14 protein-coding genes are annotated in these 13,979 nt (G+C 54.1%); 3 read left to right on the top strand and 11 right to left on the bottom strand.

The features are described from left to right. Positions 1-3: 3 nt before the first annotated feature. The 8 genes from ABLO27_RS06730 to ABLO27_RS06695 form a co-directional block, all read right to left on the bottom strand. Entirely contained in the window at positions 4-636 is a 633-nt protein-coding gene (locus ABLO27_RS06730) for a 3-oxoacid CoA-transferase subunit B (protein WP_353031448.1), read from the bottom strand. 7 nt (positions 637-643) lie between these two features. Then, positions 644-1,330 (bottom strand): CoA transferase subunit A, encoded by a 687-nt coding sequence (locus tag ABLO27_RS06725; protein WP_417714744.1) that lies wholly within the window; start codon positions 1,328-1,330, stop codon positions 644-646. A 5-nt stretch (positions 1,331-1,335) separates the two neighbouring features. After that, complete coding sequence (locus tag ABLO27_RS06720; RefSeq protein ID WP_353031445.1) at positions 1,336-2,718, bottom strand: aspartate aminotransferase family protein; 1,383 nt, start codon at positions 2,716-2,718, stop codon at positions 1,336-1,338. Continuing rightward, positions 2,708-3,202, bottom strand: coding sequence for a GNAT family N-acetyltransferase (locus ABLO27_RS06715; RefSeq protein ID WP_353031444.1), 495 nt, complete (start codon positions 3,200-3,202; stop codon positions 2,708-2,710). Before ABLO27_RS06715 ends, ABLO27_RS06720 begins: the two co-directional genes overlap by 11 nt. An 84-nt stretch (positions 3,203-3,286) precedes the next feature. Continuing rightward, on the bottom strand, positions 3,287-4,048 hold the full coding sequence (locus ABLO27_RS06710) for an amino acid ABC transporter ATP-binding protein (RefSeq protein ID WP_353031443.1): 762 nt from the start codon (positions 4,046-4,048) through the stop codon (positions 3,287-3,289). A 21-nt stretch (positions 4,049-4,069) separates the two neighbouring features. Continuing rightward, positions 4,070-4,726 (bottom strand): amino acid ABC transporter permease, encoded by a 657-nt coding sequence (locus tag ABLO27_RS06705; protein ID WP_353031442.1) that lies wholly within the window; start codon positions 4,724-4,726, stop codon positions 4,070-4,072. A gap of 30 nt (positions 4,727-4,756) precedes the next feature. Continuing rightward, complete coding sequence (locus tag ABLO27_RS06700) at positions 4,757-5,404, bottom strand: amino acid ABC transporter permease (protein WP_353031441.1); 648 nt, start codon at positions 5,402-5,404, stop codon at positions 4,757-4,759. A gap of 81 nt (positions 5,405-5,485) precedes the next feature. Beyond that, positions 5,486-6,271, bottom strand: coding sequence for a transporter substrate-binding domain-containing protein (locus ABLO27_RS06695; RefSeq protein WP_417714754.1), 786 nt, complete (start codon positions 6,269-6,271; stop codon positions 5,486-5,488). A 146-nt stretch (positions 6,272-6,417) separates the two neighbouring features. Here ABLO27_RS06695 and ABLO27_RS06690 point away from each other — a divergent pair, with 146 nt between their 5' ends. The 3 genes from ABLO27_RS06690 to ABLO27_RS06680 all read left to right on the top strand — a co-directional run bounded on the left by ABLO27_RS06690 (position 6,418) and on the right by ABLO27_RS06680 (position 10,035). Continuing rightward, the gene (locus ABLO27_RS06690) at positions 6,418-7,380 is read left to right on the top strand and encodes a LysR family transcriptional regulator (RefSeq protein WP_353031439.1); all 963 of its coding nucleotides are present in this window, start codon (positions 6,418-6,420) and stop codon (positions 7,378-7,380) included. Between the two features lie 410 nt (positions 7,381-7,790). Continuing rightward, a complete protein-coding gene (locus tag ABLO27_RS06685; protein ID WP_353031438.1) occupies positions 7,791-9,551 on the top strand; it encodes an adenylate/guanylate cyclase domain-containing protein in 1,761 nt (586 codons plus the stop codon). A gap of 28 nt (positions 9,552-9,579) precedes the next feature. Next, a complete protein-coding gene (locus ABLO27_RS06680; protein WP_353031437.1) occupies positions 9,580-10,035 on the top strand; it encodes a GNAT family N-acetyltransferase in 456 nt (151 codons plus the stop codon). A 400-nt stretch (positions 10,036-10,435) separates the two neighbouring features. Here ABLO27_RS06680 and ABLO27_RS06675 read toward each other — a convergent pair whose 3' ends face one another. The 3 genes from ABLO27_RS06675 to ABLO27_RS06665 all read right to left on the bottom strand — a co-directional run bounded on the left by ABLO27_RS06675 (position 10,436) and on the right by ABLO27_RS06665 (position 13,978). Next, the gene (locus tag ABLO27_RS06675) at positions 10,436-11,083 is read right to left on the bottom strand and encodes a hypothetical protein (RefSeq protein ID WP_353031436.1); all 648 of its coding nucleotides are present in this window, start codon (positions 11,081-11,083) and stop codon (positions 10,436-10,438) included. A 103-nt stretch (positions 11,084-11,186) separates the two neighbouring features. Beyond that, entirely contained in the window at positions 11,187-12,551 is a 1,365-nt protein-coding gene (locus ABLO27_RS06670) for a hypothetical protein (protein WP_353031434.1), read from the bottom strand. Positions 12,552-12,628: 77 nt separating this feature from the next. Then, on the bottom strand, positions 12,629-13,978 hold the full coding sequence (locus ABLO27_RS06665) for a TfuA-like protein (protein WP_353031433.1): 1,350 nt from the start codon (positions 13,976-13,978) through the stop codon (positions 12,629-12,631). Position 13,979: the final 1 nt, after the last annotated feature.

The following is a 13,979-nucleotide window of genomic DNA, read 5'->3' as shown; positions in this document are numbered from 1 at the left end:
CGATCAAAAGGTGGGCAGGGGCTGGTCGGGAATGATCAACCTTGCCCCGGTTGCGGCAATCACATCGTCAACGGAGACACCTTCCGCAATTTCGGTAAGGCACAGTCCGTCCGCCGTCACATCACAAACTGCCATGTCCGTGTAAATCCGGTCGACACACGTGCGAGCGGTCAGCGGTAAAGTGCACGCAGACAGGATTTTGGGATTGCCCTTCTTGTCCGTATGGGTGGTGATAACTCCTACCCGTCGGGCCTTCTGCGCCAATTCGATGGCTCCGCCGGCTCCAGGTGTAAATTTTCCAGGGATCATCCAGTTGGCGAGGTCGCCATTGCCGGCAACTTCGAATGCTCCCAGAAGTGTAAGGTCGAGACGTCCGGAGCGCACGATGGCAAAGCTGAGCGCGCTGTCGAAATAGGATGTGCCCGGAACAGGTGACACGTAAGCTCCGCCTGCATCGATCAGGTTACGGTCCGCTTTCTCATTGGCAAGAACAGGGCCAACGCCGGCAATGCCGTTTTCCGAATGCAGGCAGACAGGCAGGTTTTCCGGTACGTGTTTCAGCACCTGTGTCGGCAGGCCGATACCCAGGTTGACCGTCATGCCGGCCTTGATGTCGGCCGCGGCCCGTTTCAGCATTCTGTCCTTAGCGCTCGACGACACCATAGACCTCCATCAGTTCGGGAAGGGCAACAACGTCATCGACGAAGGGACCAGGCAGGTTGACGTCATCCGGTGTGATGCCGCCGAGCGGAACGATGGCTTCCGCCTCCGCAATGGTTCTGGTGGCTGCCATGCCCATCAGAGGATTGAAATTGCGGGCGGTTGCCGAGAAGCAAAGGTTGCCAAAAGGGTCGGACCGGTCGGCGTGCAACAAGGCGAAATCTGCCCGGAGCGCTGTCTCCACGATGCCTTCTTTCCCGTCAATCGTGACCTTCTGCTTACCTTCCGCCATCGGAGTTCCGAGACCGATGTCGGTCACAAAGCCCATCACTCCAGCTCCGGCCACGCGGATGCGCTCGGCGAGAATACCTTGTGGTGCGAATTCCACTTCGATTTCGCCCGCGTTCATCATGGAAACAGCGTTTGAGTTCAAACCGATGTGACTGGTGATCAGTTTGGCGACCTGTCCGTTCTCTAGCAGCCAGTCGACACCCATTCCGGTTTCGTTGGCGTCATTCTTTATGAGGGTCAGTCCCCCTTGTCCCTGGCGTACCAGTTCTTGAATCAGGCAGAACGGCGTGCCCGGCACTCCGAAACCGCCAAGCATGATGCTTGAGCCGTCAGGGATTTGCGCAATTGCCTCTTCAATTGAGCGGGATTTGTCGGGCATTGGCATCAGCGTATGACCTGCAAGTTCATCTCGTTCGCCATAGCGTCGAGGCTTTCTGTCAAAACTTCCAAGATCTCGTTCACCTGTTCCCGGGTCACGATCAAGGGGGGGCAGACGAGGAAATGGTCGCCTTCGTGACCTCCACGTGTACGGCGGGAATAAATGATCAGGCCTCGTTCATAGGCCAGATCAACAAGTCGGTTGAAGGCATTGAAATCTTTCGGCAATGGTTTCATCGTTTCACGATCGGAAACAAGTTCAAAGGCGAGAAGCAGACCTTTTCCGCGCACATCGCCGATAAAGGGGTAGCGGTCCATCAGGCCGGTCAGTTCCTGCTCGAGAACGCCGCCAATGTCTGCAGCATTGCCGATCAGATCCTGTTGCTTCAGCTCATCCAACACCGCAACGCCGGCAGCACAGGCCAGCGGATTGCCTGCATATGTGAAGCCATGCATGAAACCACCGGCATCAAGGACCGCATCTACAATCGGAGTTCTGGCCACCATTGCACCGAGGGGAGCGTATCCGGCGGCAAACCCCTTCGAAAGAGCCACGAAGTCGGGCGTTACTCCCCAGTGTTCTGAGGCCACGAATTTGCCTGTGCGTCCGGCCCCGGTCATCACTTCGTCGTAAATCAGAAGAATGCCGAATTCGCCGCAAATCTCGCGGATGCGCGCGTAGTAGCTGTCCGGCGCCACGAGCGCGCCGGTTGAAGCGCCACCGACAGGTTCCATGATGAAGGCCAGAACACTGTCAGGCCCTTCTTCCTGAATTTTCTCGCGCAGCAACTCCGCATACTTCAAGCCACGCTCTTCTTCGCTCAAGTTGTCCTTATCCAGATAGCAAAGGGGGGCCGCGATCTTTGGCATGTCCCGAAGCAAGGGGGCGAATGGCTTGGAGAGCGGGTCATATCCGGTCAGTGCTACTGCGCCCAGGGTACCTCCGTGATAGGAAGGGAACCTGGAAATGACTTTCCATCTGTTGTCCTGTCCCTGTGTCAGTGCATACTGCCGTGCAAGTTTGACGGCACTTTCGACTGCCTCAGAGCCACCGGAGACAAAGAAAACCCGGTCCAGACCATCAGGCATCAATTCGGCCGTCTTGCGCGCAAGTGTTTCCGCAGGTTCGTTTTGAAAATGCAGGCGGTATCCGAATGTGGACTTGTCCATCTGTGCCTTCATCGCGGCAATGACATTCGGATTGGAATGGCCAATATTGCTGACCATCGCACCGGACGAACCGTCAATGTAACGCTTGCCCGATGTATCCCACATGTAGATACCTTCAGCCCGATCCAGCATCGGACGTCTCAGTCGGGATTGGTAGAACAGGTTTGACTGCGCCATCTCGGTGTCTTTCTTGTGGTTGGATCTTGTCTCAAGTTTCATTTGCAAGGGCGGCCAATTGCTGAAAGGCGGAGCCGTCGATTTTCCGGATCTGTTCGTCTGTGGCAGCGGACAATCCGATCCTTTCATAGGCCTTCTGGGCAGCAATATTCTCGACATCGACCGAGAGGCGAAGATAGGTGGCACCTTGGGCGGCTGCTTCCTTGGCTACCTGCGCCAACAGGGCCTTTCCGAGCCCCGAGCCGCGTGCGGCATCCGTCACGTAGAGGTCCTGCACGTAGACCCCGCGTTGGCCCCGCAAGCTTGAAAAACTGTCGAAATAAAGACAAATGCCGACTGTCTCACCGCGATCTTCTGCGAGGAGGGCACTGAAGAGTGGGCGAGATCCCTGTCCAACCTCCCTGAAATCGTCCGGAGCCGCGGTCAGCTTTTCTGTTTGCCCAAGGTATTCGCTGAGTTTTTGGACCAGCTCAAAGATCGTCTGAGCATCATCAGGACCGGCATGCCGAAAGGAAAAAGACATCATGAAACCACCCGCTGTTTCCTGGTGTTCGTCGGTAGACCAGAGATTGAGTTGATTTCTTTAGGAAGCATTTCTTTCACGGTAACTCTAGCCCTGCAGATGTTTGCGCAGGAAGTTGCGGGTGCGATCGTGAGTCGGATTGCGGAACACCACTTCAGGAGAACCTTCCTCAACGACGTATCCTCCATCCATGAAGACGACCCGATCGCAGACGCTTTCGGCAAATTTCATTTCATGGGTGACGATGATCATGGTCATGTGTTCTTCAGCGAGCTGTTTCATCACGAGATTGACTTCCTCGACCAGTTCCGGATCAAGCGCTGAAGTTGCTTCATCAAACAGCATCACTTTGGGCTTCATCGCCAGAGCCCGTGCAATTGCCACGCGCTGTTTCTGTCCTCCGGACAACTGACTGGGGTAGTAGTCGATCCGATCGAGCAGACCGACGCGGTCGAGTTGCTCCTCAGCCAGAGTGTTCGCTTCGGCGTCCGAGATGCCTTTCAGCATCTTCGGGGCCAGCACGATGTTGCCGCGTGCGGTCAAATGCGGGAAGAGATTGAAGTGCTGGAACACCATTCCGATCTCCTGGCGCACCTTGTTGATGTGCTTTTCGTACTGGCGATGCGGCAGTGTCTCGTTGACTTGCGTGTCCTCCAGCCACACTTCACCCGAGGTCAATGGATCGAGATCGTTGATCGCACGTAACAAGGTCGACTTGCCGGATCCGGAAGGGCCGATGATGGCGACGATCTCGCCCTTGTTCACTTGAAGGCTGATGTCGTGCAAGACCTCGAGAGAACCGTAGCTTTTGGCGGCGTGCCGAATGTCGACAAAGGGTTTGTCTGTCATGAAAGTCACTCCTTGCGCGGTCTAACGCGCGACCTGAATGCGGCGCTCGATACGATGCAATCCTGCTTCCAGAGCCAGATTGATGACGTAGTAACAAGCGGCCGCAGCCAGGTAGAATTCAAACGGACGGAAGGTCTTGGATATGGCGAGTTGCGAACTGAGTGTCAGCTCCGTGACGCCAATAACGGACACGAGCGCGCTGTCTTTCAACAGCGCTATCATGTTGTTGCCGATTGGCGGCACAACCGCGCGAACTGCCTGGGGAACAACGATCTTGCGGATAGTCTGTGCCTGGCTGAGACCCAGTGTCCGACCCGCCTCGTATTGCCCGTTGTCGACTGCCCTGATGCCAGCCTGGATGATGTCGGAATTGTAGACCGCAAAGTGCAGCCCCAGACCGATGACCCCTGCAACGACAGCTGGTAGATCGATGCCGATCTGGATCAGGCCGAAATAGATCAGGAACAACTGCAACAGCAGAGGTGTTCCCATGAACAGCCAGGCAAAGGCCTTGAACGGCCATCTGACAAAGGCAGGTGCATAGAGTGCTATGACAGCAAAGAGGATGCCTCCGAAAAAGCTGAGAGCTGCGGCCGCAAGTGTGATGCCGATCGTCCATGCGGATCCCAATAGAAGCCGATCCAGGTATTCCGGCACAACTGCAAAATCAAGACCCATTGCAGCCTCCGATCCAGAAGTGAGGTCCGGTCATTTCAGGGCCACCTTTCTGTCCAGATAAGTGACGCAAATGCCCACCACGTAGATGATCACCATGTAAAGGGCACCGGCGAGCAGGAACATTTCGAACGGCTTGTAGGTCGAGCCGATGTAGCGCTGTGCGGTGTAGGTCAGCTCGACCACGGAGATTGCTGCGACCAGCGCAGTGCCCTTGATCTGAGCGTTGATGTTCACCCCAAGAGGACGGACCATCAACCTGGCTGCCTGGGGAAGCACAACCTTCCGCATTGCCTGCGTCCGACTCAGCCCCAAGGTACGGGCGGCTTCGGTTTGACCTTTGTCTACCGCAATTATTGCGCCACGCATCGTCTCGGTCATATAGGCGCCGATATTGACCCCGAGCCCAATGACACCGGCTTCAAAAGCGTCCAGCTGAATGCCGATTTGCGGTCCGCCAAAATAGAGAATGAAGAGCTGGATCAGAGCGGGTGTTCCCCGGATAACCGACACATAGGTGGTGCCGATGGCGCGCAGCATCTTGTGCCGGGAAAGGCGGGCAAATGTTCCAAGGGCTGCGCAAACGAGGCCGAGTGCTGTCGAATAGACCGACAACTCGATTGTCACCACGGCAGCCTGCAGGAAATAAGGGAAGACGCGCAGGATCAGGTCGAAATCCATTGCAGTTCCTCGGTAAAGCTAAACCGAAAGAGTGGGCCCAGTGAAAAGGGGGAGAATTTGTGCCGGGCCCGATGGGATATTTTAGCGGATGTCCCCGCCGACCCATTCTTCTGCAATCGCGAGATACGTTCCGTCCTCCTGAATTGCATCAAGTGCTGCCTGCATTGCCTTGTGCAGTTCAGGATTGCCCTTGCGGATGGCGATGCCAGCCTGATCCGCGACACCAGCCAGACCAGAGGTATCAAGTTGAGTGATCGCGTTTCCGTTTTCACGGATCGCAAGGAGTACAGGGATATCGTCGGTTACGATTGCGTCGATGCGGCCGTTGTCAAGTTCCAGCAGCAGCTCGGGTAGTCCCTTGTAGGTGCGGACTTCCCAGCCTTCCTGTTCTTGTGCCCACTGCTCGTGGGTTTCGCCGAGCGTAACCCCGATCTTGCGACCTTCAAGTCCCGCCAGATCGGCAACATCCGAACCTTGCTTGACGAAGATGCCTCGGCTCATCCGATAGTAAGGACCAACGAAGTCTACCACTTTCTTGCGCTCGTCGGTGATCGACATGGACCCGACGATGGCATCGTATTTGTTTGCCAGAAGACCGCCGATGATGCCGTCCCAGGCTGTGGTCACGACTTCGACTTCCACGCCCAGGCGCTTGGCGATTTCGGCACCGATGGCGGGATCGAAGCCGACCACCTCATTTTGCTCGTTGACGAAGTTGAACGGGGGGTAGGCGCCGCTCATTGCGATGCGCATGACGCCGTTTTCCTTGATCGTGTCGAGTTCGTCAGCCTGAACTGACTGCGAAACGCCCAACGTTGCCACAACCATAACACCGGCTGCGAGTGCGGACTTGAACAGGTTTGAAATGGTCTTCATGAAGTTGTCCTCCCTTGCATGTCACGAGAGCACCGTTCTGGACGAAGCGGCTTGGTCCTCGATCGTCGCGAGACACTTGCATGAGCATTCATCATAGGGCAAAAAAATAATTTAAATTGCAATGATAGACCAAATTTATGATGAAACCATACGAGCAACGATTTCCCTGGCAGCTGGATTGGAACCTGCTGCGCACTTTCATGGTTGTTGTTGACCAGGGGGGCATCACCCGGGCGGCCGAGTTTCTTGGAGTGACCCAACCGACGATCAGCAGCGCACTGAAAAGACTGGAAGATTCCATCGGTCAACTGCTTGTTGTCCGCCGCCCGAACTTCTTCGAGGTGACGGAAGCGGGCCAGACCCTCTACAGGGAATGCAGTGCCATCTATGGATCGGTCTCACAAATCCCCAGTCTGGTCAGCGAAACAGAGGGACGGGTCACCGGGCACATCTCCATTGTCATGACCAGTCATGTGGTATCTCCACACTTCGATGAGCTGTTGAGAATTTTCAACGACAGCCATCAGGATGTGACATTCTCGATCTCAGTAGCTGAGAGCAGCGAAGTGATGAACCGTCTGCGTCAGAACAGGGCATCTTTCGGATTGTGTCTTATGCGAGAGCCGGACTCAGTGCTTCGGGCCGCGCCTCTCTTTCGCGAGTTTTTTGGTCTCTATTGCGGGCCCAACCATCCGCTCTTCGGGAAAGAACAAATAGACTTGAACGAGCTACGAGGAGAATCCTCCATCTCCTTTCAAACCGAAAGCGAAAGCGGTCCGCTTCATTCAGTCAGTCAATTGCGTGAACGCGCGCTTTTGAAGATTTCTCCCAAGGGGATTTCCGCCAACCTTCCAGAGATACGCCGGATGATCATGGCAGGGCTGGGGCTTGGTGCATTGCCGGTTCATATCGCCAGGAAGGATGTCGATCTGGGCAATCTGTGGCCTTTGCCGCCTTATGAGGATCTACCGGCAGTGGACGTGTTCTTTGTCGTAAATCCTTCACGCAGTTTAAATCCGGCGGAAAGTCTCTTCATTCATCAGATCGACAGAATGATGGCCGACGTGCCGTTTTGCGACCGCACTTATCGCAGCGGGTAGGCAGGTACTTTCAATCAATAGAGCCTGAATGCACCTCAGCACTTTCGCCGCGGCACAGGCCGTTGAAAATCCGATACTTTTTTGAGTGAACGAGGTGACGGCCGAGGGACGAGTGCTTCTCCATCTTACTTGACGTAGATGACGAATTCTCGATGAAAAGCAATGCATTGGTTGATTGTTGTTTTCAGTGGTTTCGAAAGAACACTCATTTGTGAAGCCCGGCTATCTGCGAAAATAACAACCTGACCACTAGCCAATCACTTGAGGAAATGTCTTTATTACATTTCACCTAGAAGGTTAGATTCAGCGTTTTCGAGTGCCGCAGTTGCAGTTATAGTGCGGGAATAGATATTTTATCCGTTCTTGTATTCTTTTCGATTGTACCCAACACGGACCGCGCGGAATATTGGATGATTGCTCAGAAACAACTCAGTGGCGAACTTTCCGCAGTCGTGTTCGCGGATATCTGCGGTTTCAGCCGCCTGATGGCTGCTGACGAGGAGCGCACCGCCAAGCGTGTCGAGCACGCGATCAACCTGGTTAAATCATTGGTGAAAGACTATGGCGGGTCGGTAAAAAATGTTGCTGGCGACGGTGTCCTTGCTCTCTTTGCCAATGGATCCCAATCGATAAAATTCGCCATACAGATGCAGCAGGAGTGCAAAAAGGACGCTGTCTGGAATTCTGACAAGGATCCGATCCAGTTTCGCATCGGCATAAACCTTGGAGAAGTTCGCAAGGGCAGGATTGGCATTCTGGGGCATAGTGTCAATCTTGCGGCAAGAATTCAGGAAGTGGCGGCACCTGGAGAAATCTGCGTATCGGCAGCGGTCAAGCAAACTGCCCGAGGGCTGGAAAATGTAAATTTTCGCACACTCGGCCAGCCAGCTTTGAAAAACATCGAAGAGCCCGTTGAGGTGTTTGCGGTTGACCCTGTCATGGAAGGGCAGGCATTGCCGACACCGGTGGTCCACCGCAAACCGCTGGCAGACCGCAAGAAGGTCGAGAGTTCGATTGCGGTTCTGCCCTTGCGCAATATCACTGGCGAACCCCAACTTGTCCATCTTTGCAATGGCTTGACGGGTGACATTATCGGCAATCTGACCCGGTTTCACGACCTTCATGTCATTGCGCAAAGATCTTCGTCTGCCTTTGCGGAGAAATTCCAGGAACTCGGAGAAATTGCCCGCAAGCTTGGTGTGCGTTATCTCGTCGATGGCGGTCTGCAGCGGTCGGGTAGCCGTGTCCGCATTCTGGTGGAGCTTATCGAAGCGCAATCTGAACTGACCATGTGGTCCGAGCATTTTGATGGCGATCTGGACGACATCTTCGATTTCCAGGATGAAGTCACCGCAGTGATCGCCTCTCGGCTCTCGTTGGAAGTCAATGCAGCCGAATTGCTGCGACAGCGAAACAGTGCCCCTTCGGACCTGCAGGCATATGGTCTGATTTTGAGAGGCAAGGAAGTCTATCGGCGACCTGATCGCGAAACCAACTATCACGCTCATAGCCTGTTCGAGCTGGCATCGAGCGTTGATCCCAACTACGCGCGCTCTTATGTCGGTATGTCTCGCATGTTGAACGATGCCTGGCGATTTCACTGGGCCGATCCTCCCGAGACAGCGCTGGACAAGGCGATGAACCAGGCAGAGATGGCGATAGGTCTCGCGCCCAGCGATGCGTGGGGCTATGCGGCATTCGGGCTTGCCTGTCTTTACAAGCGTCAACATGAAGAGTCGCTTGCGGCTTATGAAAGAGCGATCGAGTTTAATCCCAACGATGCGGACGTCCTTGCGGAAATGGGGCACTCAGTATGCTGCTATGGAGACCCGGAGAGAGCGGCAAATCTGATCAAACGCGCCATGAGGCTGAACCCTTGCTATCCGGACTGGTATCTTTGGCACCTTGGTGAGGCCTATTTTGACATGCAGGATTTCAAATCTGCCATCGGGACGCTTACTCAGATGCATGACAAGACTGAAGGCTACCGCATGTTGACCGCAAGCCATGCACTGATCGGAGATGTTTCAACCGCAAACCAGTATGCAGAGCAATTGATGGCGACGCATCCTGAATTTACCCTCAAGCACTGGGAGAACGTGCCGCCAGACCGCAACCCTGCCTCCCGCGAGCGGCTGATTGAAGGGTTGAAGAAAGCCGGATTTAAATGAGCGAATACACCGGACACTGAAGAACGTAATGGATCAGACAACGACCGAACAAAGACCGTATAACCTTCGAACTGCTGTTCCTTCAGATTTTTCGTTTTGCCGAAAACTTTATATAGAAACAATTTTTCCGCTCCTTGAGGCCTTGGATTGCCTGGATCGTCAGCGAGCAGAAAAAGCCTTCAAAAGTTACTTCAAGTGTCATGAAATCAGCCTGGTCGTCATTGACGATGACGTCGTGGGCTGGTTTCAGGTTTCGGAAGAAACCGAGCAGATCAATCTTGACCAGGTCTACTTGATTTCGGCCTATCGAAATCGGGGTCTCGGCACGCTTCTGATTAGAGATGTCATGCAGAAAGCGGCCTCAAAAGGGAAGCCGCTGCATCTTTCAATGATAAAGGGAAATCCGGCGATCACTCTCTACCAACGCCTAGGTTTTGCCTTTTGTGGCGAAGATGACATCAAGTTTCACATGCTGTGGGAGTGAGCATTCTCTGTCTTGGTCGTTTTAGAGGTCTCTGGGGATCAGGACATGCTTCTTCCAAGTGCGTTTTGCAACTATCAGGAAGCGCGTTCGATTGTTGTCCGGAATAGATCAACAATCTTCCATGCCGCTGCGGCATTGCAGAGTTTTAAATATGCAACATCACCTGGAAATGGTGGGCTTGGACCTGTTGTTACCACCATATGCCTGCTGGAACTCCTTCCTGCTGTCGTCCAGCAGACAACGATAACGGATGCACCCAGAAATAACCTTCCGCAATATCGGTGAGGTTCCTCGCAAGCTGCGCAGAAGTGCCCTCTAATCAGTCACCTGAGATTATTGGTTTCGGCGCGGGGGGGGCGATGCTCGCAGCGTCCTGGTTTTGGCGATGCGGATCGCGGTTTTAATCGCTGTTGCCGCCATAGGCCTTGCCGCCGCTGTAGGCTTTGCCTCCGCTGTAGGCTTTACCACCGCTATAGGCTTTGCCACCGCTATAGGCTTTACCACCGCTGTAGGCTTTGCCGCCGCTATAGGCTGGCGCTGCCGAGCCGGCTTCCGCTTCCAGCACGATCTGTTCCAGCGGGCCCACCTCCGGGTCCATCCTAACCAGATAGTCACCCTTATCGTACGACCAAACCATAATATCGTCGGCGAATGAGGCACCACTCACGGCTGTTCCCAGACGATCGGTACTGCCTGGATGCCTTGCAGCTCGTTTCATCTGGTTGTTTTGGTCAGGAATAGGACCTTCAGCCGGCGTCCCGTCGCCGTGAACCAGGAAGATTTGCGGTCGCGCAAAATCATAATACTGGCCTTCAAAAGCAAACCCATAAATTCGGGCAAACTTCACCTTCTTATGACTTACGGATTTGTCGGCCAACATCTGATTGATGAACGCGTTGTTGCCACCATATCTGGGTGGGGCGCCGGCACTGTTCTGGTTGGGGGGAGGATCGCTGCTCACTGGATTATTCGAGGCTTTATACTCAAGGTCCTCCATGATCCGGCCAAATAACAAAATTTCTGAAGTACTGAAAAGCGTTTCCGGCATTTGAACCTCCGGCAATTAGACACATTAAATCGATAAACTATCGCTATAGTAGCACGTACCCTACGGAAATCTACCTGAAATTACTTATCGTTTACTCTTCAATCTATTCGACCAAGCGTTTGAGTGCCATTCGTGTTGAAAACGGCAAATGGGAACATTGATGGCCAGGTGTGCCGTGATCCTGATTTTCAGCAACGACCGCGCGCGCGGAGAAGGCGTGGCTCTTTTCATCCGGGGGTTTCAGGCGGGGGCCTGCGGAAATCTCGCCAATTCCTCTTCTTTTCATATTCAATGAGATGATGCGCGCAAACCGTCCGCCGGTTACCTCCCGGTCGGTTTCAAGCATCGCCTGCGCGACATCCGCGTAATCCAGGTGAGCGGATGAAAGCCGCGTCCAGGTTCCGGCCAGTGCGAGCCCCATGAAATCGCGCGAGTCGGCGAGAGCAGTGGCAAATCCGTCAGGGTCTTGAGCGAAGGCTTCATCAAAGAGAGGTTGGATGATCTTGCTGTAGTCAGGATCGTTTTCGACCCGGTCAGACAGTTCTTCCAGTTCCATCGAGATGAGACCGTCCTCAACCAGATGCTCGTGAAATACATCAACCCAAATGTCGAACATCGCACCGGTGAGCGGCTGCGCCAGATCGTGCTCGTATGTCCAGCCATCCTTGAAGTCGAAAAGGGTCAGGTTGTTGGACGCAATACGCAATTGCTCCATTTCCGAGACTTCAGCAAACCGGTTGAGATGGTTGAATGTGTACAGATTTCCGCGACTTTCCTTCAGCAGATCCGACATTGGTGATTGGAAATGCATCAGGGTGACCAGGGAAACCATGTCGGCAGCGGATTCATGAAATCCGAAATATTCGCCGTGAATGTCGTTGGTGTCCGGCATTCCGACTTCTTTATAGATGATAAGGTGTCCGACTTCGTGAGACAGCACATCGAAGCTGAGACCAAAATTCACATGCGTGCCACCTTCGTGCTCGTAAGACCCGATTTCCACTGAACCGAATCCGGCAAAGGCATTGTCCAGACCGCGCAGGAAAAGGATCTCCAGACGGTCGTAGTGCTGCGCGAAGTGCCAATCGATCGGGTGGCCGAAATACTCCTCCCAGACATCCAGTGTGAACCGGATCGAACCGTAGGCGTGGGCCTGCTCGAACTGCGGTGTGCCAAAATGGAGATGATCGAAATGTCCGTCCGGATCTGGCATAGCTGGCGGGCGGATGGGGCCGTCCCATGGTGGTTTGTAGTGGAAGGGGCGTCCTGCACGCTGATAGTATCCGTAGGGCATTTCCTTGCCCACCGGATCGATTACATACATTCGCTCGTCTGAAGGACCCTGGCCGACACTGCCGGCAGGGGTTGATACCCACACCACTTCCGGGGTTCCCTGATCTTTCAGGCTTGGCAACTGGGGAAACAACAGGAACCGGGTTCCAGGATGGGGAATAGATCTTGGGTCCATGTGCTTATCCTGTCTTCCTCTTGTTCTTCAATCGGAGTGACAAAAGCCGGTTGCTGCATCTTTCCGTGACGTATTATTTAGTCGGCTTTCAATTCGTCCCAGCTCGAACTTTGTCGAAAAGCGTATTCCCGAGCCACCATCGAATCAAATTTGCCCTGATCCTCAATGTCGATTTTTCGCAGGTGCTCATCCATGTTTTCAGGAAGGGGAACCTTGAGACAGGATTCGAAGTACCAGAGTCTGAGACCAGCGGAGGCAGCAACGCTATCTTGTCCGTTGGTGGCGCGGCTATCAGGTTGACAATCATGTTCGGACTTCAAGTTCACCCGGTTGGCCAGCGCGTGGTAAGTCCCGTCCGTTCTCAATTCCGAGAGCAGATACTGAGGGGCATTGGCCACCACATGACGGCCGAGCCCGTCCATATGAGCTTCCTCCTCAAGCAACGAGCGCAACCCCGCTTCGTCGAGACCGTTTTCCTCACACCATGATTTGAGTTGCCTGGTTGAGTATAACCCGCGTTGTTCTTTAAAGTTGCGCAAAATCTCGGGCAGGGGAGCGGGGTCTATCTTGTTGCTGCCACGACCAGCCTTGCTGATCAAAAATCGGCCAACGGCCTTGCGTTTGATTTCAACATAGTAGGCAGGTTGCAGGCGCAATTCGTCCAGAACTGCAGTCGTGATCGTGGCTTCCGTCGAACTGGCAGAAGCTGTCCTTACGAGGCGGTCCCACATCACAGTCCATTCGAAGGCAAATTTTGGCTCAGACGGTTTGGGTTCTTTCGAGACCTCTTCTGATATTGCATCCAGCAAGGAAAGTGCGTCTTCCCGCTTTTGGTCGACACGGTTGGTTGAAAGCCATTCCCTGAGTGCGTGACCGGCCGCACTCATCTCTTCCAGTTGTGACGCTTTATCAAACAGATAGTCCCAATTTCGATCTGGGTAGTAAGTCGACTTTGCGATATCTATGAAACAAGTGGCAGTGCGGTCGTCCAGGATTTCTTCGGCAACAGCGTGCTTGAGAGTTGCACGAATATTCACCATCGGTTCGCACAGTGAGGGATAGCCGAGTTCTGCCGGACCGTGCAGAACTGCTACTTCATCGTCATCGTGAAGCAGCCCGTCCCGAAAGGCTTCAAAGATGGATCCAATACCTGTCATGCCGAACTGAAAAAGCTCAGCAGCGCGAAGAGCGCCCATGCTGGACGCGCCAAATACCGCAATTCCCTGGTCGATGGCCCAGAGTATTTCCTTGTGCCAGACAGACGGAACACCCTGAAAATACCCATCGATCAAGCCTATTACCGAGGGGCCTGATTGAGCGGCAAGATAGATGTCACCCATTTGGGCAGGTGGCCTTACGTCTGCCTCCAGTTGCTCATGAATTTCGGCCCTGCTGATCGTCGGCCCTGCAAACAGGATAATGCTCATC

It is taken from the genome of Roseibium sp. SCP15, from assembly GCF_040329435.1.
Classification (GTDB): Bacteria; Pseudomonadota; Alphaproteobacteria; order Rhizobiales; family Stappiaceae; genus Roseibium.
This window is presented reverse-complemented; position numbering and strand designations above follow the sequence as displayed.